The sequence below is a fragment of the Nostoc sp. UHCC 0870 genome, assembly GCF_022063185.1.
Lineage (GTDB): Bacteria > Cyanobacteriota > Cyanobacteriia > Cyanobacteriales > Nostocaceae > Trichormus.
Window position 1 is genome coordinate 1,491,415 of record NZ_CP091913.1, and the last position, 23,935, is coordinate 1,515,349.

Consider the following 23,935-nt stretch of genomic DNA (forward strand, 5'->3'; position numbering starts at 1 on the left):
CTTCATTGACAACTTAATTCTAGTATTTTGAGTGGTAAATCTAGCAATTTTTCTGGAGTAGAGAGTGTTTATTCCACTCCACGACGATGGTTAGCAGCTTGCATTAACAAAGAATCAGCAAAAGCGATCGCATCACTTGCAGACTTACCACCGGCTAACTGTGCTAATTCCTCTCGGCGAGTGGTCAAATCATCCAAGTTCGTGACACGCACCACAGTACGCTGTTCAGTGTTGCCATTGTCTGCTTTCTTACCTTTACCTTGAGTAATAGTTTGCTTATTCACCCGAAAGTGTTGATCTGCCATAGCGGCTACTAAGGGTTGGTGAGTCACACATAATACTTGATGATGTTGACTAAGCTGGTGTAATTTTTCTGCTATTGCTTGCGCTACCCTCCCCGACACACCCACGTCAATTTCATCAAATACCAGCGTCCCCGCCGCATCAGCTTGAGTAAAACAAGCCTTCAGCGCGAGTAAAAACCGGCTCATTTCACCCCCAGAAGCAATTTCTGTCAATGGTTGCAATGGTTCGCCGGGATTGGGACTAAACATAAAGGTGATCTTGTCTGCACCCGCAGCAGTTGGCGCAGTGGGGACAATTTGTACTTGAAACTTTACCTTTTCCATCGCCAAGGGTTTGAGTTCCGAGATTAAGCGAGATTCTAGAGTAGCGGCGGTTTTTTGACGTAGCTTAGTTAATTTTTCACAAGCTTGAGTTAATTTTTCCAAACTAGCTTGTTCTTGCTGTTCTAAACTTTCAATAGATTGTTCACTATCATTGAGTTCTGCTAATTCCCCATTGATGCGTTGATAATAGGCGATCGCTTCTGTCAGTGTAGGGCCATACTTGCGGACAATTTGTTTTAATTCCCGGATGCGTTCTTCTACTTCCTCTAACCTTTGGGGGTCAGCTTCTAAATTTTCCCCATAGGCGTTGATTTGTCGCGCTACTTCTGTTAATGCTGTTTGAGCATCTCTAATTAAATCTAACAGTGGTTGCAGTTGGGTATCATACTCCACCATGTGATTTAATGTAGCTTCACTGTCGCCCAACAGGTCGCCGGCGGCTGGGGTTTCGTCGTCGTTTTGATACAAAGCTTGGTAAACTTTGTAACTCATCTGTTGCAAATCAACAACATGATTCAGGCGTTCTCGTTCTTGCTGGAGTTGTTCTAATTCCTGGGGGTCGTTGAGGTTGGCTGTAGTTAATTCCTGGACTTGATAGGTGAGTAAATCCAGTTGTTGTAAGCGTTCCCGTTCCGAGGTGCGGCGTTTTTCTAGGCTGCTGTGGGCTTGTTGGTAAGCACTAAAGGCTGAGGTGATGAGTTGACGCTGCTTAATTAAAGCTTCACCGCCATACATATCTAACCAATCACGGACTTGGGCGGCTTGTCCGACTTGGACAGTTTGACCTTGGGCAGTAATTTCCACCAAGCGATCGCGCAATTCTGTTAAAATTCGACGGTTGACCAATACACCATTCACCCGCGATCGACTGCGGATATTACTAGAAGTGACTGTAATTTCTCGGCTAATAACTATAGAACTATCATCAATTAAATCTATTTCTTGTTCCGTCAACCAAGCTGCTAAAGGCGTTGTTGAGGCAAAAGTTCCTTCCACCATTGCCCTAACAGTCCCCGTGCGAATAGCGCGACTAGAGACTTTTCCGCCTAAAATAGCATCTATAGCGTCTAAAATAATCGATTTTCCCGCGCCGGTTTCACCTGTCAATACATTCAGTCCCGCGCCAAATTCTAGTTCTAGTTGATCAATCAGGGCAAAGTTCTCAATTCGCAAGCAGAGCAACATCAGAACAAAGTCTCCAGGAAAGGGAACAGGGGATAGGGGACAGGGGACAGGGGACAGATAACAGGGGACAGGTGACAGGGGACAGGGGACAGGGGACAGGGGACAGGGGACAGGTGACAGGTGACAGAACAAAGCGATTTGAAGTTACAGGAGGTTAAGCAGGATTTTTGAGAATCGCCAAATACCTACTACCATTGAACTAGCAAGCACATTTTAGTGTAACAAAAAAGTCAATGCTCATTAGTCGTTAGTCATTAATTACTCTCCTTATGTCCCAATCCCCAATCCCCAATCCCCAATCCCTAGTTATTTAATTTTGACTTGATTTATTGCGAATTACGTAAAGCCTGCGGCATAGCTGCGCTTAGAGCGGAGCGGGACGTTAGTCCATTACAAATTACGAATTACGAATTACGAATTACGAATTGGATTTGTTCCCAATCTTAAGAAATACGAAATATTTTAAACATATTGTTACAATACTTAACAGACTCAATCCCACTGGTGGCTTTTTCTATGATTGTTAAGACACTTCCCACAGACTCCCGACCGATTGAGGGTGAACTGCAAGTTACAGAACAGGCGACGCTAACAAAAATTGTTGAACCTGAGATATTAAGTTACAACCCGGCGGAAATAGCAGCCCATTATCAAGCTAGACCTTGGCAAGTTATCGGGCGTATTTTCGCAGTTTTAGGGCCTACTATATCCTTTGTTTTGGGGTTGTGGTGGGATCTCAAACGGGGAGTTGTCGTCAAAAATGACCAGCGTCGAGCAATTCAATTAAGAGAATTACTAACCCAGTTGGGGCCTGCTTACATCAAAATTGGGCAAGCTTTATCCACTAGACCAGATTTAGTTCCTCCCCTATATCTAGAAGAACTCACAAGATTACAAGACCAATTACCGGCTTTTCCTAACGAAATCGCCTACCAGTTTATTGAAGAAGAACTAGGAAACCCACCTGAAGAGGTTTACGCTGAACTCTCAGCCATGCCGATCGCAGCTGCTTCTTTAGGTCAAGTTTATAAAGGTAAACTAAAAACTGGGGAAGAAGTAGCGGTGAAAATCCAGCGTCCTGACTTAAGGGAACGCATCACTATTGACTTATATATTTTAAGAGGCCTAGCGGCTTGGGTACAGAAAAAAGTCAAGCGTGTACGCAGTGACTTAGTTGGGATTTTAGATGAATTAGGCGATCGCATTTTTGAAGAAATGGATTATATCCATGAAGGCGAAAATGCCGAACGGTTTTTTGAATTATACGGTCACATTAAAGAGATTTACGTACCGAAAATATACTGGCAATATACTAACCGTCGTGTATTAACGATGGAGTGGATTAACGGTACAAAGCTCACCCAAACAGCAGAAATAGAAGCCCAAGGCATAGATGCGCGGTATTTAATTGAAGTCGGTGTACAGTGTTCTTTACGGCAACTTTTAGAACATGGCTTCTTCCACGCTGACCCCCATCCAGGTAACTTATTAGCCACACCAGATGGCAAACTAGCTTATCTTGACTTTGGGATGATGAGCGAGATTCAACCGCCCCAACGTTATGGTTTAATAGAGGCGATCGTCCACGTTGTTAACCGCGACTTTGAAGGACTAGCGCAAGACTACGTTAAACTAGATTTCCTATCTCCAGAAACAGACTTAACGCCAATTATTCCCGCCTTCGCCAAAGTATTTGCTAACGCTCAAGGTGCTAGCGTCGCCGAATTTAACATTAAAAGCATCACTGATGACCTCTCAGCCCTGATGTACGAATATCCTTTCCGTGTACCCCCCTACTATGCTTTAATTATTCGCTCCTTGGTGACACTGGAAGGCATCGCTATATATATAGATCCCAACTTTAAAGTTCTCAGTGAAGCATATCCTTACGTTGCCAAACGTCTATTAACCGACCCAGCACCACAATTAAGAATATCACTCCGAGACTTACTGTTTAAAGAGGGTAAATTCCGGTGGAATCGGTTAGAAAATTTATTAAAGAATGCGCGGAAAAATCAAGACTACGACCTCAATTTAGTAGTTAATCAAGGCGTAGATTTTCTATCTTCTGAACGCGGGTCTTTTATTCGTGACAAACTAGTAGATGAGTTTTTAAATGGACTGAATGCTTTAAGCAAAAATGTCCTACATAACTTTACCTATCTACTAAGAGAAAGAGTAGGTATTACAGCCATCAACGAAACCCCAGGTGCAACAGTTGAGCAACAACAAACCTTAGAACATATCAAAAATATCTCCAATATCTTAAGAGAAACTCGCGGCTTTGATGCAGCACAACTTGCACCACAAATAGCTCAATTATTAGTAAATCCTGGCGTACAACGTTTAGGTCAGCAAATTACCAATCAATTGCTACAAAAGGCTACAGTCCGATTACTACGGGAATTGTTAGCAGCAGAAGAAGTTAATAGCAATGAAAAAAGTCAGTTAGCGAAATCTACAAACTTATCTCTGTCTACCAAAAGACTATAAACGTAGGTTGGGTTGACGAAAGGAAACCCAACACATCCCAACGCAAGTTCGATAATTTCTCAATACCTCTCCCCAACGCTAGGGCTACGGTATACACACATCTGGAGGGCTAGGTGCAAAATGTGGTTTGATCCCCCTAAATCCCCCTTTTTAAGGGGGACTTTGAATCTATTCCCCCCTTTTTAAGCTACGGTGTATACACAAGTCAGATTTTCTTTCTAGATCAAGGTTTTACCCCCCTTAATCCCCCCTTGGAAAGGAGGGAAACCGGAAAATCTAGTTCCCTCCCCTTTCCAAGGGGAGGGTTAGGGTGGGGTAATTCGAGGACATATAGTGATTCGATAACTTGTGTATACACAGTAGCCTTTTTAAGGGGGGTTAGGGGGGATCAAAACGATGTGGAATAAGGTTATCAAACTTGTGTATACACCCTAGCCTCGCTTCCTCTTAGGGGGTTAACCCATTCAACAGAGAAACGCTATAATTGCCAGACTCCCACTATCCCATGAATCATTCCAGACAATCAGAGTCGGGAAAATCGGGCAAAAATACTATAATTTGTAAGCAGCGTCATCTATTCAACCCAAAATGGCAGAGGTATCGCCCAAGATATTCATTTCCTACTCACACGAAGACGAACCCCTGAAAAATGAACTCATTAAACACCTGAGTATCTTAAAACGGCAGGGAGTGATTTCTATATGGCAAGACCGTAAGATATCACCCGGAACAGAGTGGGATAAAGAAATTAAAGACAATCTTCAAACAGCCGATATCATTCTGCTTCTCGTCAGTCCAGACTTTATTGCTTCTGAGTATTGTAACGGTGTAGAAGTTAAGATAGCCATAGAACGTCATAATGCTGGAGATGCTAGGGTTATTCCTGTTATTCTCAGAAATGTTTTTTGGCAATTAGACCACTTTGTTAAACTGCAAGCTTTACCCACAAATGCTACACCTGTTAAATCTTGGACGAATCAAGATGATGCGTTTACCGATATAGCTCAAGGTATTAGAAAGGTTGCTCAAGAGTTAATTAGGAAGCGTCAGGAAGAACAAGCACGCGCGAACAAAGCATCAGCACTAGCTCAATATCGCCAAAAAGTGGAAGAATTTGCGGCTGATGGCGAAATTTCTATGGCAGAGTCTTTTATCTTGCAAGACGAACAAAAAAAGCTGGGATTAACAGACCAAGAAGTTGAGAAAATCAGAGAGCAAGTATTAGAGCCTTATGGAATATATAAGGAAAATCTAGACAAGTATCGGCAATTTTTTACGCAGTTGGTAAAGGCGCAAGGATATCCACTGGGGGCGAAAGGTAAAGCTGAGTTACGCACGGTGCAGAAACACTATAACCTGAAAGATGAAGACATAGCCCACATAGAGCAAGAACAAGAGGTAATAGAACAGGAGCAACCACAGCCTAAAATTCAGTCGTTTGATTTTGACACCGCTACCGTAACTGTAAAATCAGGAAAATGTCTAGTTAATCGCAGCAAAGGTAGAGCCGAGCTTTTCACTGAAAACCTAGGTGATGGTGTCAATCTAGAAATGGTCGCTATTCCTCGTGGTCAGTTTCTCATGGGTTCGCCAGCAAGTGAAGCGAACCGAGACAGTGATGAAAGTCCCCAGCACACAGTGAAGATTCAACCCTTCTTCATGGGGAAATTTCCCGTCACCCAAGCTCAATGGAGAGTAGTTGCTGGTTGGGATAAGGTAAATATTGATTTAAAATCTGACCCATCTAGATTTACAGGTAATAATCGTCCCGTAGAACGGGTATCATGGGATGATGCGGTGGAGTTTTGCGCCAGGCTATCTAGAAAGACTAACAGAATCTATCGTTTACCCAGTGAAGCAGAATGGGAATATGCCTGTCGAGCCGGAACAACTACACCATTTTACTTTGGCGAAACTATCACCCCTGAACTAGCAAATTATGATGGTAACTCTACTTACGGTGCAGGCTCAAAAGGTGAATATCGTCAACAAACAACCGATGTAGGAATATTTCCTGCTAATTTGTTTGGTTTATACGATTTACATGGTAATATATGGGAATGGTGTCAGGATGAGTGGCACGATAATTACAATGGTGCGCCAAATGATGGTAGTGCCTGGGTAAGTGATAATGATAATCGAAAGCGGCTGCTGCGCGGTGGTTCGTGGTCCTACAATCCGTGGAGCTGTCGCTCGGCGTATCGCGGCTGGATCGCGCGTGTCGGTTGGTACGACCACGTGGGTTTTCGGGTTGTGATTTCCGTCCTCAGGACTTAAACTAGCCCTTTACACTTTTGCCCTTTTGCCCTCTGCGCTGTTTTCTTTGCTCTTAACCCCTCCGCCGCAGGCGGATCAAATTTTTTTCTTGGTGTTCAGATGAGTGATTTACCCATCATACAAAAAACATACGACTTAATCAAGTGGTATGTCCCAATTCTTAACCGCTTACCCAGAGATCATAAATTTTTACTAGGTAATCGCATCACCACAGAACTTTATAATCTTCTTGATGGCTTAATCATAGCACGCTACGCCCAACAAAAGTTAACTCAATTAGAAACCTTAAACACCAAACTAGATATATTACGTTACCAAACCCGGTTACTCTTAGATTTACACCTAATCAAAACAGAGCGTTACGAATATGCCCAGAAACTCTTAAATGGTATTGGCATAGATTTAGGCGGTTGGATCAAACAACAAAAAAGCCAAAATCATGAGATAGTACCAACGTCCCGTTTTCACTGATGCACCATACATTTTAAATATTTTTTATCTGTAATTCCCTTAATAGCTTATTTATACCAATTCTTGATGAAGCTGCATATAATTCGATCCCCCCTAGCCCCCCTTAATAAGGCTACGGTGTACACACAAGTCTTAAAATCCCAGTCAACACTTGCTTTATAGCCCTGAAATGTCATTCTGAGTGGAGCTTTGCGGAAGGAAGAATCCGCGTTTTCACCGTTATACTGGGATGCTTCCTTCGTCAGCATGACATAAAAGGGGACTTTTCAAACATCCTCTAAGCTTTACTTGATAAATAAGCTCTAAATACGATGAAAAGATACGGTAACTTGTGGCAAGATATTACAGCATTCAGTAATTTACTAGCCGCCTCCAAACAAGCACAAAAAGGTAAACGTTTTCGAGACAACGTTTTAGCCTTTAACTACAATCTAGAGCAAGAATTATTTCAACTACAAACTCAATTACTATCAAAAACATATTCTCCAGGAGCTTACCGCACATTTTACATTTTTGAATCCAAGCCACGGATGATTTCGGCTGCTCCCTATCGTGATAGAGTCATACATCACGCTTTATGTAATATTATTGTCCCCATCTTTGAACGCACATTTATAAGTGATTCCTACGCTAACAGAATAGGGTTTGGTTCTCATCGAGCGTTACGACGCTTTACTAAATTTGCTCGTTCCCATCAATATGTTTTGCAAGCCGATATTTGTAAATACTTTCCTAGCATTGACCACGAAATATTAAAATCATTAATCAGGCGAAAAATCAAGTGTGCAATATAAAAAAATATCCCAATCGCTACAAAGTTGGGTTGCTCACCTCAAACATGGAAACACTTGGAAACTGCGCCAGCAAATATTTAACCTGACGGTATTTGGAACATTGAGCCACTGAGCAACCTAAATTTCCACTAAAGAACGAACACTGAAAATTTCGTGATTTCTCAGTGGTTTAATATCAGTTATGGGAACGATGACAACAGCGATTGATTCACCAGTTGCATTGAATACTTCTAAAACACATCCTTGTTCGCCATTGCTGGGATGAGGGACAAAATCAATTAAGGTTGCTACATCACCTTTTTTTAATTGATATTCATCCAAGTCCCGATTTAAAGCGACACGCTGGTATAGTTCAAAGTTCATTTGCAGACTCCTTGTTAGGTTTGAGGGTGATTAACTGAAACTTGCCGTCAACAGCCCTTTGCAGCCAAACTGTAATCACTGCTAGGTTTCGCCCCTTTAAGCCGATTAATTCACCAGTGACGCGATAGAACACCCCATATTCATTATCTCTATCTTGTATTGCTTCTGTTGAATCTGCCAGTTGCCGAATTGCTGCTTTCAATAGTTCTGGGTTGTCTTGTGTAAATCCAGCTAGGGCGAGAAACTTTGATTTATCATCGTGTTCTCTTGGTACTAATAAGTAGCGAGTAATTTTTTCGTCGGCAATAATAGCATCAGGCGGAATTTTCATATTACTGTGTCTACGACTTTCCCCGCGTTGTTGCTTCTGCAAGCATAGTGATGGATAAAGTCGAGCTTAAAGCGCATTATATAACTGAGTATCTTAAACTACCTAATGGGGTAGGCAATTCCGGCTGCTGCGCGGTGGTTCGTGGAACAACAATCCGAGGAACTGTCGCTCGGCGAATCGCAACAGGAACGCGCGTGACAACAGGAACAACAACGTGGGTTTTCGGGTTGTGATTTCCGTCCTCAGCACTCTTCTGCTGTCAGAATTAGTGAATGGGAATTCATTAAGCGTACCATAGAAGAGTCCAGACCTATTCCAGTGAAGTTGGTCACAATTTCCAAAAATAAAACCGAGTTGGGTAGCTTGGTAGGCTGTAAAGTCGAACAGTTATCTGACTCATCTAATACCAGATATTTTTTAAGTAATTGCAACAACAAATAATTCCCAAATTAGAACCCCATTTTCTTGAAGAAAACGGGGTTTTGTTAACATGAAATAAATTCTACTTACAACCTAAAGACTCGCGAGTATCCACACCAGTTTTAGAATTTACCCCACTAGCATTAATACAAAGTTTTTTCACCTGCACACCATCTAAAACCGCATTCGTGAAATCTGCACCAGTGACATCAACATTATTAAAAATAGAACGCAGCATCATCGCATCTGTCAACACTGCATCACTTAAATCAGCATTCTTAAACTGGGCTAAATAAGCAATACCATTACTAAAATCGACACCATGCAGATTTACACCCTCCAACACTGTACCGTTAAACACGCCACCGCGTAAATCAGCGTTGCTAAAATTAGCATTCTTTAAATCCACATTAGTAAACTCAGTCCCAACTAAACTTTGACCGGTAAAATCCTTAGCTGTAAGTTCATCACCAGCCGAACGGGTAATGCTAGAAGAACTAGCAGCCTCCGCCGACAGAGGAAACAAAAACAAAACCATAGCTAGAACAAAACTAGCTAGCACTTGCCAATATCTCATAATTTATTCTTAACAAAACTCAACACTCCCATTCAATATTAAACATCAGATGGGAGTGGTGAGTGGTGAATTCCCAATCCCCATAGAAGTAGGATATATATTGAAGTGCGATCGCATAAGCAAAACTACCTGTGGCTAATCAACAAGAAACTGCCGAAACCTTAGCGCGAACCCCTTTATATCAACAGGGTGTAAAACTCAAAGCCCGCTTTACCAGCTTTGGTGGTTGGGAAATGCCGGTGCAATATAGTGGTATTACCCGCGAACATGAAGCGGTGAGAAATAACGCTGGGATGTTTGATATTTCCCACATGGGCAAATTTACCCTCCAAGGTAAAAACCTGATTTCTCAACTCCAGGGTTTAGTACCTTCAGACTTGAGTCGTTTGCAACCAGGTCAAGCTCAATACACTGTATTATTAAACCCCCAAGGGGGAATCATTGATGACATCATTGTCTACTACCAAGGGGAAGATTCCACTGGTACACAACAGGTATTCATCATCGTCAATGCAGCCACTACCACCAAAGACAAAGCATGGTTATTACAGCACCTTGACCAAAATGAGGTCAAGTTTCAAGACCTTTCCCCAGAAAAAGTTTTAATTGCTGTCCAAGGGCCAAAAGCCATCAAATATCTGCAACCTTTTGTCCAAGAAGACCTACAACCAATCAAAGCTTTTGGACACCTCCAAACCACAATACTAGGTAAACCCGCCTTTATTGCCCGCACAGGTTACACCGGGGAAGATGGTTTTGAAGTATTACTAGACCCAGATGTAGGGGTAGAGTTATGGCGTAGTCTCTCTAATGCTGGTGTCACCCCCTGCGGATTGGGTGCGAGAGACACCCTACGCCTAGAAGCAGCAATGGCACTTTACGGACAAGATATCGACGACACGACCACACCCCTAGAGGCTGGGTTAGGTTGGCTAGTTCACCTCGATACCAAAGGAGATTTTATTGGTCGGGCTATTTTAGAAGAACAAAAAGTAGCCGGAGTGCAACGCCGACTCGTAGGTTTACAAACCCAAGGGCGTAACATTGCCCGTCACGGCTACCCAGTGATTGCAGACGGTAAAGTAGTAGGAGAAGTTACTAGTGGCACTCTATCGCTTACACTCGGTTATCCTGTGGCCTTAGCTTACGTTCCCACCACACTATCGAAGGTGGGACAGCAACTAGCAGTAGAAATTCGTGGTAAAGCATACCCAGCAAATGTAGTTAAACGTCCCTTTTATAAGTCGAAAAATAAGGTTTAGGGACTGGGGACAAATCAAGTCAAAAGTCAATACTTCTCTACGAGAAGCTGCGCCAATGACAGGCTCAGTAATCAGTCAAAAGTCAAAATTAAATAACTGGGGACTGGGACAAGAGAGGATGACTAATGACTTAGGTTTGACTACTAAATGTGTTGTAAGATACTCAAGCTTACTTGCTAAGTATGTTTTGAATTACTGTGAGAACGATTTTTTTGATATTGCAGAGGAAGAGAGATGTCATCGTTTGAATACCCTCAAGATTTAAAATATCTGGATACTCATGAATATGTGCGGCTAGATGGCGAAATTGCCACTATAGGTATTACAGAATTTGCCGTAGATCAATTGGGTGACGTGGTATTTTTGGAACTCCCAGACATTGGTGATTTGATTACTAAGGGAGATAAGTTTGGTTCAATTGAATCAGTGAAAGCTGTTGAAGACTTAAATACACCAATAACCGGTACAGTTATAGAACGCAACGAGGCTTTGATTGAATCTCCCGAAGCTGTTGCAGATGACCCTTATGGTGAAGGGTGGCTTTTAAAATTACGCGTCAATGACCCTGATGAAGCAAATGATGCTTTGACTGCGGATGAGTATCGCGCTGAGGTGGAAGGAGAATAGGGGACAAATCAAGTCAAAAGTCAAAAGTCAAAAGTCAAAATTAAATAACTAGAGACTGAGGATTGGGTGAAAATATCCCTTGTTTCCTTTGTATTCCTTAAGGTTTATCTAGAAGTCTTGTAGAGACGTAGGATTGCTACGTCTCTATTTTTTCGGCAATGTCTCATGATCTTTGATGCCAATGACAAAATATTTCATAATTTGTTAAAGAATTTACAAACTACTCCGACCTATCCAGATTATTTATTGCAAAATATGAATTAGTTACCTCTGGAGTATTAAGTTTGTGGTATCTATTACCTCTGTTTCGCAGTCTAGCGATGGGTTAAGCCTCACTAAAGGCGATCGCTTTCACTCTTCACTAGAAAAAAAAGATAATTTTATACAAAGGCATATAGGCGTAAATTCTCAAGACATCCAGCAAATGCTTGATGTTTTAGGATTGTCTAGCCTAGATGATTTGATTGATAAAACAGTACCGACAGCAATCAGGCTGAATCAACCGCTACAATTACCAGCCGCACAAACTGAGTACGCAGCACTGGCAAAGTTAAAACAAATTGCCGCGAAAAATCAAGTGTTTCGCTCATACATTGGTATGGGATATTACAACTGTATTACTCCCCCTGTGATTGGGCGTAATATCCTAGAAAACCCTGGTTGGTATACAGCTTACACCCCTTATCAGCCAGAGATAGCCCAAGGGCGACTCGAAGCACTGCTAAATTTCCAAACGATGATTATTGATTTAACGGGTTTGGAAATTGCCAACGCTTCGTTATTAGATGAAGCCACAGCCGCCGCCGAAGCTATGAGTATGAGTTACGGCGTGTGTAAAAATAAAGCCCATGCCTATTTTGTTTCTCGTGATTGTCATCCTCAAACTATCGATGTCTTGCAAACACGGGCGAAACCTTTAGGCATTGAAATTATTATCGGTGATCATCAGACCTTTGATTTTGCTCAACCAATTTTCGGGGCAGTTCTGCAATATCCCGCTAGTGATGGTACTATCTACGACTACCGCGCTTTTATTGAAAAAGCTCATGCTCAGGGTGCATTGGTAACGGTAGCAGCAGATCCTTTAAGTTTAACTCTACTCACCCCTCCCGGTGAATTTGGTGCTGATATTGCTGTCGGTAGCACCCAACGCTTTGGTGTTCCCTTGGGTTTTGGTGGCCCTCATGCGGCATACTTTGCGACTAAGGAAGAATACAAGCGGCAAGTTCCTGGGCGCATTGTGGGTGTGTCTAAAGATGTCCACGGTAAAATAGCTTTGCGTCTGGCTTTGCAAACTCGTGAACAACATATCCGCCGCGAAAAAGCGACGAGTAATATTTGTACTGCACAGGTGTTACTAGCAGTGATAGCGAGTATGTACGCCGTCTATCATGGTTCAGAGGGACTAAAAAATATTGCTGAGAATATTCATCAGCTAACTGCTATCCTGGCAGCAGGATTAAAGCGTCTGGGTTACAAGATTAGTTCAGAAAATTTCTTTGATACTTTGCGGGTAGAGTTAGGTACACAAAACCTAGAGGCTATTCTTGCAAGTTGCCAAGCTCGAAATATTAACTTGCGGGTTTTCGATAATACTGCTGTTGGCATTTCTTTAGATGAAACCACCACCTTAGAAGAGGTGATTGAACTCTGGCAAATTTTTGCTTTGAATGATGAATTACCCTTCACCGCCGCAGAGTTAACATTTGCTTCTCATCTCCCCCTCCCCCGTACTAGCAGCTACCTAACTCACCCCGTCTTCAACCGCTATCATTCTGAAACTGAGTTATTGCGTTATCTGCACAAGTTAGAAACCAAGGATTTATCTCTCACAACATCAATGATTCCCTTGGGTTCTTGTACGATGAAGTTAAACGCCACAGCTGAAATGATTCCGGTGACATGGGCTGAATTTGGCAACATACACCCCTTTGCACCGCCATATCAAACACGGGGTTATCAAATTCTGTTCCAACAATTGGAAGCGTGGTTAGGAGAAATCACCGGCTTTGCGGGAATTTCCCTGCAACCAAACGCAGGTTCACAAGGAGAATACGCCGGACTTTTGGTGATTCGTCAATATCACGAAAGCCGAGGAGAAGCACACCGCAACGTTTGTTTAATTCCCAACTCAGCCCACGGTACAAACCCCGCTAGTGCGGTAATGTGTGGGATGAAGGTGGTAGCAGTCGCCTGTGATGCTAACGGTAATATTGACGTTGAGGACTTAAAAGCCAAAGCAGCAAAACACAGTCATGAACTGGCGGCTTTGATGGTGACTTATCCCTCAACTCATGGCGTATTTGAGGAAGCCATTCAGGAAATCTGCGCGGTAGTTCATAGTCACGGCGGCCAAGTCTACATGGATGGGGCAAATATGAACGCCCAAGTAGGGATTTGTCGCCCTGGTGATATTGGTGCAGATGTGTGTCACCTGAACTTACATAAAACCTTCTGTATTCCCCACGGTGGCGGCGGCCCTGGTATGGGGCCAATTGGTGTTGCATCTCATCTTGTCCCATTTTTACCGGGACATCCGGTGTTGGGGACTGGGAAGAATGCAATGTCCAATTCTCAACTTGGTGCTGTGGCTGCTGCTCCCTGGGGAAGTGCTAGTATTTTGGTGATTTCTTGGATGTATATTGTGATGATGGGGGCTGCTGGGTTGACGGAAGCAACCAAGGTGGCTATTCTCAACGCCAATTACATCGCTAAGAGATTGGAAACCTACTATCCAGTGTTGTACAAAGGGCAGAATGGTTTAGTTGCCCATGAATGTATTTTAGATTTACGCGCCCTCAAAAAATCCGCCAACATCGAAATTGATGATATCGCAAAACGCCTGATGGACTACGGTTTCCACGCGCCGACTGTCTCCTGGCCTGTGGCGGGGACAATTATGGTTGAACCCACAGAAAGCGAATCTAAGGCAGAATTAGATCGTTTTTGTGATGCGCTGATTACGATTCGCCAAGAAATTGCGGAAATTGAGTCAGGTAAGATGGATGCTGAAGATAATCTCTTGAAAAATGCACCCCACACCGCCGCCAGTCTCATTGCTGGTGAATGGACTCATTCCTATTCTCGTGAACAAGCCGCCTATCCTGCACCGTGGACACGGGAACATAAATTCTGGCCGAATGTGGGCAGAATTAACGCGGCTTTTGGTGACAGGAACTTCGTTTGTTCTTGTCTACCAATGGATGCTTATCAGTAAATCACATTGTAGCTTGGGTCGTTAGGACACTAAGTTCTGTCGTTAGGACACTAAGTTCTGTCGTTAGGATACTAAGTTCTGTCGTTAGGACACTAAGTTCTGTCGTTAGGATACTAAGTTCTGTCGTTAGGACACTAAGTTCTGTCCTTAGGACACTAAGTTTTAATATCGCTGAGTTAAGTTTTGAAGCCTCTCTCCTGGTAGAGGCTACGGTTGTACACACAAGTCAAATTACCCCCCTTAATCCCCCCTTAGAAAGGGGGGAAACAAGAAAATCCAGTTCCCTCCCCTTTCCAAGGGGAGGGTTAGGGTGGGGTAATTCGAGGACTGATAGTGATTCGATAACTTGTGTGTACACCGTAGCCTGGTAGAAGCTAAGATATACACACAAATTTTGGCATAGTCTATTTATCCCGCCTCGGAATTATAGCGGTTTGCAGTTGAGTCTAATACAGACCTAACCCCCAACCCCTTCCCTACAAGGGAAGGGGAGTAAGCCTCAAAGCTCTCCTTGTAGGCTACGGTGTACACACAAGTCTTAAAATCCCAGTCACAACTTGCTTTATAGCCCTTCAATGTCATTCTGAGTGGAGCGGAGCGGAAGGAAGAATCTCGGACTTGCACCGTAGTCTCTAGATGTTTCATTTCGCTATCGCTACATTCAACATGACAGTTGAGAATTTTGTCAAGGTTCTGAAATGTATGTGGGTAGCACTTGTGTGTACACCGTAGCCTTGTAGGAGAGAGGTTTGGAGAGAGGTTAGAGTGTATTGCATACAAACGAGAAGTGCTATGATTCCGAGGTGGGATATCAGATTCAGCGTGAAAATTTCCGACTTATTGTAAAATAATTTGCCCTCATTTAAGTAAAAATGCTAACAATTCTCAGTAAAATGTTAATAAAAAATTAAATTATTTGTGAACTTCGCTGAAGCGGAACAAAGTTGAATTAAGACAAACTAGCTTTATCAGGATTTTTGAGGAGTATAGTTATGTCTCGCAAAAAACGCACATCCCGCGTTGTAGAAAAAGCAGAGTTAAGATCCTTTGGACTCAAAGCAGTTGATCCAAATATGGATTTTGGCAATAATTGCAATTTAGCAAATATGACTAAGCTAATAGAAGAATATCGGATCAAAATTGATGCTTATAATACTGCGTTAGCCGTTATCGACTCATCTAGAACTCAAATGACAGAGTTAGAAAGGAACTTAAGTGAACTATCAGAGAAAATGTTAATTGGTGTTGCTTTTAAATATGGCAAAGACAGCATTGAATATGAAATGGCTGGTGGTGTCAGAAAAAGCGATCGCGTTCGCAGAAGCATGGTTAGCCGCATCAAAGCTAATTCAGAAACTCCATCTAGTGATACTTCTCAAAGTGCATAATTAATCACTATTCGTATATACACAAGTTATCGAATCACTAGAAGTCCTCTTGTTACCGCACTCTAACCCTCCCCTTGAAAAGGCTACGGTGTACACACATCTGGGATGCTCCCTGCTAAATGTGGTTTGATCCCCCTAAATCCCCCTTAAAAAGGGGGACTTTGATTCTATTTCCCCTGGGATGCTCCCTGCTAAATGTGGCTTTATCCCCCTAAATCCCCCTTAAAAAGGGGGACTTTGATTCTATTTCCCCTGGGATGCTCCCTGCTAAATGTGGCTTTATCCCCCTAAATCCCCCTTAAAAAGGGGGACTTTGATTCTTGTCCCCCCTTTTTTAAGGGGGGTTAGGGGGGATCAAAACGATACGGCATAAGGTTATCAGACTTGTGTATACACCGTAGCATCAATTGACTACCGATCTAGGCCGCAATAACTGGACGAAGGTATCACTTACAGTATGGTCTTTTGTATTGGCGGCGTATTGAATTAACTTTTCTCGCAACTCTCTAGCAGCATCTAAAGGTAATAAAGTTGCTAGCAAAAAGTATACACCACGAAAACGGGGGTCGCCCATGTGGTCGATCAGACGGTTTTTAGCTTTCTCACTCTCGCCGAGAAAGTTATGCACCAAAAAAAATTCCATAATTTTATCGTGGCGGAAGTACCATTCTCGCTTGGGCTCGCCTTCTTCGTCTTGCCATTGACGGCTGACGACCATTTTATATTTCTCATCTTCTAAAGACTGTAAGACTTTATTAAATTCCGCCGCAGGTAACGCCTGTTCATCGTTAAGCCGCATTTGATAGACTGCATCAGAGAATTTTTTGGCTCTCCCAGAGTAGTTATGCTAGAATAGCATGAATAAATCCAGTATAATTCAATAGAATTAGCAGTGATTAGTGGCGATAATCCAAGCTGGGAAGGAGTTATACAAGCAATTAAGACTATAAATAAGCAAGAAAGGTTGAGAATAAAATTAGCATTTTAATAAATATGCCTTCTAATCCCCTACTTCATTTTATTACTAAAGTTATTAATATTGAAGATATTAAGGTTGTGAATTACAATTTTATCACCGATGATGAAATCGTAATTGAAATCCAAAGTCAGTCAAAAGTTGCTCAGTGTCCTCGCTGTGGAAAGACAACTGATAAAACTCATCAAAATCATTGGTATATGGTCAGAGATATACCCATGAGTGGCTATCAAGTAATTTTAAAAGTAAATCGTCGTCAATTGAAATGTACAGAATGTCAGAAAGTATTCAGCGAAAAACTGTCTTTTGTAAAAAGTAGAAGAACTTACACAACAAGACTAGGGATGAAAGTAATCAAGGAAGTATTAGAGACGGATGTGGAGAGTGCAGCTAGAAGAAATAGAATGACACCATCTGAGATAGAAACAATATTAAAAGAGTTAGAAGCAGATTTGCTAAAAGAAAAACCTCGTCAGATAAAAAAGCTAGGAATAGATGAAATCACACAATTAAAAGGGGGAAAGAATTATGCAGCAGTATTAGTAGATTTAGAGACAAGAAGACCCATAGCTTTGTTAGAAAAAAGAAATAAAGCAGTTATAGCAGAATACTTATCCAGTCTAGGTTCAGAGGTACTGAATCAAATAGAAGAAGTCAGCATAGACTTATGGATACCCTATAAAAGTTTAATCCAAGAAATGCTACCGAATGCTCAAGTGGTGGCAGATAGATTCCATGTCATGAAACAAATAAACCAGGAGTTAGACGCAAGAAGAAAACAGGAAAAAAGAGCAGCAGAGAAAATTAAAAATCGCCAAGAAAGAGAAAAGAAATTAGCTGGCTTAACTCACAGTAAATACCCTTTGCTAAAGAAAAAAGAAAGCCTGAGTGATGAAGAAAAGGCGAAGATAGCTTCACTCCAAAAAGTTGCTCCAGAGTTAGGAGAAATGTATCGGAATAAAGAAGCAATTAGAGATATATTTGAAAGTCCGATAACCAGTGATGAAGCCTTAGATAAATTCCTGGAATGGACTCAAGCAGCTTATAAATTATTCCCCAAAAGTTGTCGAACCATCTGTAGATGGATAGATGAAATTCTTGCTTATTTTGATCACCGAACTACTCAAGGTATCGTAGAAGGAATTAATCAGAAGATTAAGCTCATTAAACGCAGAGCTTATGGCTTAACTAACTTTAATAGTTTTAGAAGAAGGGTTTTACTAAATTGGTATTTCTGTTGTTAATTTAACATATCTAGTCTGGGAGAGCCAATTTTTTTAACGGAAATTCCTGTTTCCACTCTTGCAAATACTCCGCCGCCATCAATTTATATTGCTGTTGTTGCAGGTGAAATAAGTCTGGGTATTCACCTTGGGATATCATTAATGCTACCAGGGTTAAATCCATTGGGTTGGAGAGAGTCCTTTGGTTGGCGGCTAACTCTTCTGGTGATTGTTGCTGGCTGAGGGCTTGAGTTAAATAATTATTGCAGGCTTGTTTATAACCATCACCTTGAAGTTTGCCGTTTTTGGGCAGTTGTGGCTCACGGGAAAGCAAAAATTGCTGAATTTGCTCTGGTTCAAGAGGCTGTAATTTATATATCTTGGCGGTTGAGGGTGGAGTCCACTGTAGGGGTTGGGTAGTCATGATGATGTTACTGAGGAAGTAGCTTTCGACAAACTGGCAGATTTTCGCCCTGGTGTCGGCGGTGACTTCATTGAGTCCGTCGATACAGATATCTAATGCGCCACTGTAAATTAGGCTTTTGAGGAAATTAGTGTCCTGTGGTAGTCCTTCGAGTTTGGTGTAAATGGCTTCAATTACACCGCCTTCACACTTACGGGCGGGTAGATAAACGACAATGCGGGGTGAGGTTTGCACCAAATGCCGGAGAAACATTGATTTACCCAAGCCAGAATCCCCTTCTAGAACGATTTGCCCTTTGATGCTGGGTAATACTTGGTTAATAGCTTGGGTTTCTGTGCTGGAGACTTGCACCTGAGATTCTGGGAAGTAGGCTTGGGAGTTAAAATTATCTAACCCAGCATCGGCTAATAGGGAAGTTTTGAAGGGTTCAAATAATTTGCGACGGAAAAAGGGAAACCAGGTGAGGAGAAAGCCGACATAGCCCACGCCTAAGATGCGGCGTACCCAAGGATTCCAGAAAAAGATGGCTTGGACTTGGGGAAATTTGGGATAGGCGAAGATGAGGGCAAGCCAAAAGGCGGCGTGTATGAAAATAGTGGTTCTAGCGTTGAAAAACCACTGCCAACCTTTGAGGTTAACTATGACTGATTGCAGTGAATCAGCTTCGTTGTGTCTGGCGTTTTTGAGGTTTTTGTAGTGAGTTTCTAATAGGAGAATATCTTGGGGTTGCCAAGATATTTTTCTGGCGACTACAGCAATTTGCTTTGCTAAATCTTCCCGTAATTCTGTGAGATCATTGCTGAGTTTCCAAGCGTCGCGGAATACTTCTAGTGTTTTGACACCTTCAGCGTGTGTTAATTTATCGGGAGTTGCTTTAGGTTTGCCTAACCATTGGAGGAGGGTTTTCACCTCATCAGTACCGCCAGCAAGGAAATAGGTGAAAAACCTCCACTGTGCAATTTCTGACTTAGCTTCGTCATAAACACTATCCAAAATTACGACAACATTATTCAGCTTGAGTTGTTCTATTTTTCCCAATGCCACTGCTGCACCGGAACGAACAAGAGCGGTAACGGATTTATCCTTGAGGATATCAGCGATGTCTTTGACGTAGGGTTTAGCAGCCTCCCCCAGATTTCCCAATGCCTCTGCTGCACCGTAACGAACATAAGAATCAACGGATTTATCCTTGAGGATATCAGCGATGTCTTTAACGTAGGGTTTAGCAGCCTCCCCCAGATTTCCCAATGCCACTGCTGCACTGTAACGAACATTAGAATCAACGGATTTATCCTTGAGGATATCAGCGATGTCTTTGACGTAGGGTTTGGCAGCCTCCCCCAGATTTCCCAATGCCACTGCTGCACTGTAACGAACATTAGAATCAACGGATTTATCCTTGAGGATATCAGCGATGTCTTTGACGTAGGGTTTGGCAGCCTCCCCCAGATTTCCCAATGCCTCTGCTGCACCGGAACGAACATTACTGTCAACGGATTTATCCTTGAGGATATCAGCGATGTCTTTGACGTAGGGTTTGGCAGCCTCCCCCAGATTTCCCAATGCCTCTGCTGCACCGGAACGAACATTACTGTCAACGGATTTATCCTTGAGGATATCAGCGATGTCTTTGACGTAGGGTTTGGCAGCCTCCCCCAGATTTCCCAATGCCACTGCTGCACCGGAACGAACACCAGCGTCAACGGATTTATCCTTGAGGATATCAGCGATGTCTTTGACGTAGGGTTTGGCAGCCTCCCCCAGATTTCCCAATGCCACTGCTGCACCGTAACGAACACCAGCGTCAACGGATTTATCCTTGAGGAAGTCGAGGATGTCTTTGATGTAGGGTTTGGCAGCCTCCCCCAGATTTCCCAATGCCTCTGCTGCACTTCTACGAACAGTTGAGTCAACGGATTTATCCTTGAGGATATCAGCGATGTCTTTGACGTAGGGTTTAGCAGCCTCCCCCAGATTTCCCAATGCCTCTGCTGCACTTCTACGAACAGTTGAGTCAACGGATTTATCCTTGAGGATATCAGCGATGTCTTTGACGTAGGGTTTAGCAGCCTCCCCCAGATTTCCCAATGCCTCTGCTGCACCTCTACGAACATCTTTGTCAACGGATTTATCCTTGAGGAAGTCAGCGATGTCTTTGACGTAGGGTTTAGCAGCCTCCCCCAGATTTCCCAATGCCACTGCTGCACCTCTACGAACAGTTGAGTCAACGGATTTATCCTTGAGGAAGTCGAGGATGTCTTTGACGTAGGGTTTAGCAGCCTCCCCCAGATTTCCCAATGCCACTGCTGCACCTCTACGAACAGTTGAGTCAACGGATTTATCCTTGAGGAAGTCGAGGATGTCTTTGACGTAGGGTTTAGCAGCCTCCCCCAGATTTCCCAATGCCACTGCTGCACCTCTACGAACAGTTGAGTCAACGGATTTATCCTTGAGGATTTTTGCAGCTTTCATAGCAATAGCTTCTGGTTTGTCCACTAGACATCTCCGAAAACAGTCAAAGCCTTTGTTTGGCTAGGCTGTAGCCACTAAATGCAATCATCTTAAATTAGCTATTCTGTACGATGAAATAAGACTTTGAGATATTTGCTGTTGATAATTAGGCAAAAATATCTAGTTATATGCGATAATTTTAACCTGATGATATAGCTGATATTTCTAATGGTAATATTAGCCCTCGAATCCGTAACCTTACTAGCCCACAAATCGTCAAAATTACTTGCTTATATTTGCGGGTATTTAACCTAAATCTCTCTTGGACAACTCGAAAGATTTTGACTGACCGTATTCGATGTTCAACAAAGATTCGTTTAGATGAAAATATTTTGTTCTGTTCTTTCTGTTCAGTTGTTAGTTCTTGATTTCTTGGTTTCTTAATTGGAGTTGTAATTAAATCTTCTCCAAGATATGCCTTATCTCCTTTAAATCTTTGTTTGGCATCAAACTCTGAACGATATTCTCGGAACAAAGTTATATCGCTTTTTGGACCAGGTTCACCTGCCACAACATCAACGATATCACTAGCATCAGGTAAAATAATCATTTGAGTTTTAAATGTATGATTACTCTTCTTACCTGAAAAATATTTCTTTTGTTCATCATTGTCTCTAGGTCTTTCTCTGACTTGTTCATAGCTATCTACTATTAATTCATATTCTGTGAGCATTTCTTTTACTACTTCATAGTCAGAAGCGTTTTTTTTTACTTGTTCAAGCAAACTTGATGGCAGTAATTCTCGCAAGTTAGGCAACCAATAGTTAAACGTATCGTTGGCTGTAGACTCACTTACTTCAAACTGAATACCTAGAAGTTGAAAGGTTGTCAGATGTCGGAGATACACTAAAGTTAAAATGATTTGTTCAGAAATAGATAATTTTGGTTTCCGACCTCCTCCACCAGCAATAATTCTCACTTTCTTAGATTCCAGTAAAGCTTTTTTTTCATGATATAATCTTTCCCCATTTATGATTAATTGTTGTAACTGTTCATATTCCAGACCTATTAACCTTTGGGTTTGTTTAGGATTCTCTTCAATGTAATTCAGTATATTGCTCATGCTTCTGTGTCAAAATAACGCTTTAATGTTCTTTTATCACAGAATAATACTATTTTGGAGATGTCTACTACTGATTGCAAATTCTGCAAATCATATTCATTCAGTTTTTCAAAAGCCAGTTTTTTCACTCCGTCATGTCCATCATCCAGGGCGGCTACTATGCCGTTAATCTGCCATGCTGTTGGTTGGGGCTTGGGCGGTTCTTTTGCACTCACCCAAGGCAAAAACAACAAGAGAGTCAACAGCAGGGTGAGAAAAAAAAGTAACAAGGGTGAAGTTTGTTTAATTTTGTATAGACACATAGGTAATTCGTAGTTTATGGAGTTATTACTAAATTTTTGCTCTGCACAGCGATAATTACCCGCCTTCTGTAGTGAGAAGCGGGTAGGGGGGGTTAGGTTTTTTACTAATTAATACAGAACAGCTACGTTATTTCTTTACCGTTTGATAACTAAACCTAGCTAAACACGGAACACTAATGTAAATCCTACAGGAATTTCAAAATATATAGTCAAAGTGAAAATATTTGCTGAATTTTGCGGTTAAAATTGCTTAACATACTTTGAAATATTCAAACCGACTTACTTATGTCCAGGAATTACGCAAGTGTCACAATCGATAGTTGGTGCGTGACGCTATAAGTCTCATGACTACCTTCAAATACAGCGTCACACAACGGCAATAAAGCGGGAGGAAAATCCACACCGCTTTTTGCCTCCCCTACGTAAAAAATATGCCCGTTGCGTAAGAGGCTGTTTGAAAAGTTTTGTCAGGTATCCTTTGTCATTCTGAGTGGAGCTTTGCGGAAGGAAGAATCCGCGTTTTCACCGTTATACTGGGATGCTTCCTTCGTCAGCATGACATAAAAGGGGACTTTTCAAACACCCTCTAAGTCTTAATGTCATTACATTTACTACGAGACGCTGGCGTGTAGCGTTTCGTAAAGAGGGAAACAACGCAATTACAAAAGTTTTATGAGCTTTACCAGCTAAGATTAACGAATAGGATTATGCACCGTAACTAATTTTGTCCCATCAGGAAATGTTGCTTCTACCTGAACTTCATGCACCATTTCAGGTATACCTTCCATCACATCATCTCGTGTTAATAAAGTTGTGCCATAACTCATTAATTCTGCTACAGTGTTTCCATCTCTTGCACCTTCTAAAATAGCAGCAGAAATATAAGCAACAGCTTCAGGATAATTGAGTTTTAATCCTCTATTTTTACGTCTTTCTGCTACTAAAGCGGCAGTAAAAATTAATAGTTTATCTTTTTCTTGGGGCGTAAGTTGCATTTTTATAGCAAGTAAAGCAAGTATCTTTTCACCGAACAGAGTAACTTATTATAACTGTTAATATCAACACCTTAATTCTATGCTGAACCCCACCCCCAACCCCCTCCCCGCAAGCCTACGGTGTACACACAAGTGCTACCCACATACATTTCAGAACCTTGAGAAAATTCTCAACTGTCATGTTGAATGTAGCGATAGCGAAATGAAACATCTAGAGACTACGATGCAAGTCCGAGATTCTTCCTTCCGCTCCGCTCCACTCAGAATGACATTTAAGGGCTATAAAGCAAGTGTTGACTGGGATTTTAAGACTTGTGTGTACACTGTAGCCCCGCAAGCAAGGAGGGGGCTATGATATACTTCATGTGATTAGCAAACCCTACGTAAAGCCTGGGCATAGCTGCGCT

General features: G+C 42.1%; 17 protein-coding genes and 2 pseudogenes. 10 read left to right on the forward strand and 9 right to left on the reverse strand.

What is annotated here, in order from left to right; genetic code table 11:
- Positions 1–68: 68 nt before the first annotated feature.
- Entirely contained in the window at positions 69–1,814 is a 1,746-nt protein-coding gene (gene recN, locus L6494_RS06680; protein WP_237992842.1) for a DNA repair protein RecN, read from the reverse strand.
- A gap of 516 nt (positions 1,815–2,330) precedes the next feature.
- Here recN and L6494_RS06685 point away from each other — a divergent pair.
- The 4 genes and pseudogenes from L6494_RS06685 to L6494_RS06700 form a co-directional block, all read left to right on the forward strand.
- Positions 2,331–4,307, forward strand: coding sequence for an ABC1 kinase family protein (locus L6494_RS06685; RefSeq protein ID WP_237992844.1), 1,977 nt, complete (start codon positions 2,331–2,333; stop codon positions 4,305–4,307).
- 588 nt (positions 4,308–4,895) lie between these two features.
- Entirely contained in the window at positions 4,896–6,584 is a 1,689-nt protein-coding gene (locus L6494_RS06690) for an SUMF1/EgtB/PvdO family nonheme iron enzyme (RefSeq protein WP_237992853.1), read from the forward strand.
- A gap of 99 nt (positions 6,585–6,683) precedes the next feature.
- Positions 6,684–7,055 (forward strand): diversity-generating retroelement protein Avd, encoded by a 372-nt coding sequence (avd, locus tag L6494_RS06695; protein ID WP_237992855.1) that lies wholly within the window; start codon positions 6,684–6,686, stop codon positions 7,053–7,055.
- A gap of 311 nt (positions 7,056–7,366) precedes the next feature.
- Positions 7,367–7,840 (forward strand): annotated as a pseudogene (locus L6494_RS06700) (RNA-dependent DNA polymerase); the annotation flags it as partial.
- 126 nt (positions 7,841–7,966) lie between these two features.
- Here the strand turns inward: L6494_RS06700 and L6494_RS06705 are convergent.
- Together L6494_RS06705 and L6494_RS06710 are read right to left on the reverse strand one after the other, a co-directional pair.
- Positions 7,967–8,212: a DUF4926 domain-containing protein gene (locus L6494_RS06705; RefSeq protein WP_190703782.1), complete on the reverse strand. Its 246-nt coding sequence runs from the start codon at positions 8,210–8,212 to the stop codon at positions 7,967–7,969.
- Complete coding sequence (locus L6494_RS06710; RefSeq protein ID WP_237992858.1) at positions 8,202–8,543, reverse strand: DUF6883 domain-containing protein; 342 nt, start codon at positions 8,541–8,543, stop codon at positions 8,202–8,204. The genes L6494_RS06705 and L6494_RS06710 overlap by 11 nt, the downstream gene beginning before the upstream one ends.
- A 127-nt stretch (positions 8,544–8,670) precedes the next feature.
- Between L6494_RS06710 and L6494_RS06715 the strand changes: the two genes are divergently transcribed.
- The gene (locus L6494_RS06715; protein WP_237995861.1) at positions 8,671–8,841 is read left to right on the forward strand and encodes an SUMF1/EgtB/PvdO family nonheme iron enzyme; all 171 of its coding nucleotides are present in this window, start codon (positions 8,671–8,673) and stop codon (positions 8,839–8,841) included.
- A 204-nt stretch (positions 8,842–9,045) separates the two neighbouring features.
- Here L6494_RS06715 and L6494_RS06720 read toward each other — a convergent pair whose 3' ends face one another.
- Positions 9,046–9,540, reverse strand: coding sequence for a pentapeptide repeat-containing protein (locus L6494_RS06720; protein WP_237992860.1), 495 nt, complete (start codon positions 9,538–9,540; stop codon positions 9,046–9,048).
- 131 nt (positions 9,541–9,671) lie between these two features.
- On the opposite strand from L6494_RS06720, the gene gcvT reads away from it, so the two are divergent.
- From gcvT to L6494_RS06740, 4 genes are all read left to right on the forward strand, one after another.
- Positions 9,672–10,802, forward strand: coding sequence for a glycine cleavage system aminomethyltransferase GcvT (gcvT, locus tag L6494_RS06725; RefSeq protein ID WP_237992862.1), 1,131 nt, complete (start codon positions 9,672–9,674; stop codon positions 10,800–10,802).
- Between the two features lie 234 nt (positions 10,803–11,036).
- Entirely contained in the window at positions 11,037–11,429 is a 393-nt protein-coding gene (gene gcvH, locus L6494_RS06730) for a glycine cleavage system protein GcvH (protein ID WP_237992864.1), read from the forward strand.
- A 286-nt stretch (positions 11,430–11,715) separates the two neighbouring features.
- On the forward strand, positions 11,716–14,646 hold the full coding sequence (gene gcvP / locus L6494_RS06735; protein WP_442946984.1) for an aminomethyl-transferring glycine dehydrogenase: 2,931 nt from the start codon (positions 11,716–11,718) through the stop codon (positions 14,644–14,646).
- A 992-nt stretch (positions 14,647–15,638) separates the two neighbouring features.
- Positions 15,639–16,034, forward strand: a complete 396-nt coding sequence (locus L6494_RS06740; RefSeq protein ID WP_237992867.1) for a hypothetical protein — start codon at positions 15,639–15,641, stop codon at positions 16,032–16,034.
- Between the two features lie 403 nt (positions 16,035–16,437).
- Here the strand turns inward: L6494_RS06740 and L6494_RS06745 are convergent.
- Positions 16,438–16,860: pseudogene (locus L6494_RS06745) on the reverse strand (HEAT repeat domain-containing protein); the annotation flags it as partial.
- A gap of 167 nt (positions 16,861–17,027) precedes the next feature.
- Here L6494_RS06745 and L6494_RS06750 point away from each other — a divergent pair.
- Positions 17,028–18,254, forward strand: a complete 1,227-nt coding sequence (locus tag L6494_RS06750) for an ISL3 family transposase (protein ID WP_237988450.1) — start codon at positions 17,028–17,030, stop codon at positions 18,252–18,254.
- 10 nt (positions 18,255–18,264) lie between these two features.
- Here the strand turns inward: L6494_RS06750 and L6494_RS06755 are convergent, their stop codons facing one another.
- From L6494_RS06755 to ureA, 4 genes are all read right to left on the reverse strand, one after another.
- Positions 18,265–21,153 (reverse strand): HEAT repeat domain-containing protein, encoded by a 2,889-nt coding sequence (locus L6494_RS06755; protein WP_237992869.1) that lies wholly within the window; start codon positions 21,151–21,153, stop codon positions 18,265–18,267.
- 154 nt (positions 21,154–21,307) lie between these two features.
- Positions 21,308–22,231, reverse strand: coding sequence for a transposase (locus tag L6494_RS06760; protein ID WP_237988802.1), 924 nt, complete (start codon positions 22,229–22,231; stop codon positions 21,308–21,310).
- Positions 22,228–22,533: a hypothetical protein gene (locus tag L6494_RS06765; protein ID WP_237992871.1), complete on the reverse strand. Its 306-nt coding sequence runs from the start codon at positions 22,531–22,533 to the stop codon at positions 22,228–22,230. Before L6494_RS06765 ends, L6494_RS06760 begins: the two co-directional genes overlap by 4 nt.
- A 692-nt stretch (positions 22,534–23,225) precedes the next feature.
- The gene (gene ureA, locus L6494_RS06770; RefSeq protein WP_237992873.1) at positions 23,226–23,528 is read right to left on the reverse strand and encodes an urease subunit gamma; all 303 of its coding nucleotides are present in this window, start codon (positions 23,526–23,528) and stop codon (positions 23,226–23,228) included.
- Positions 23,529–23,935: the final 407 nt, after the last annotated feature.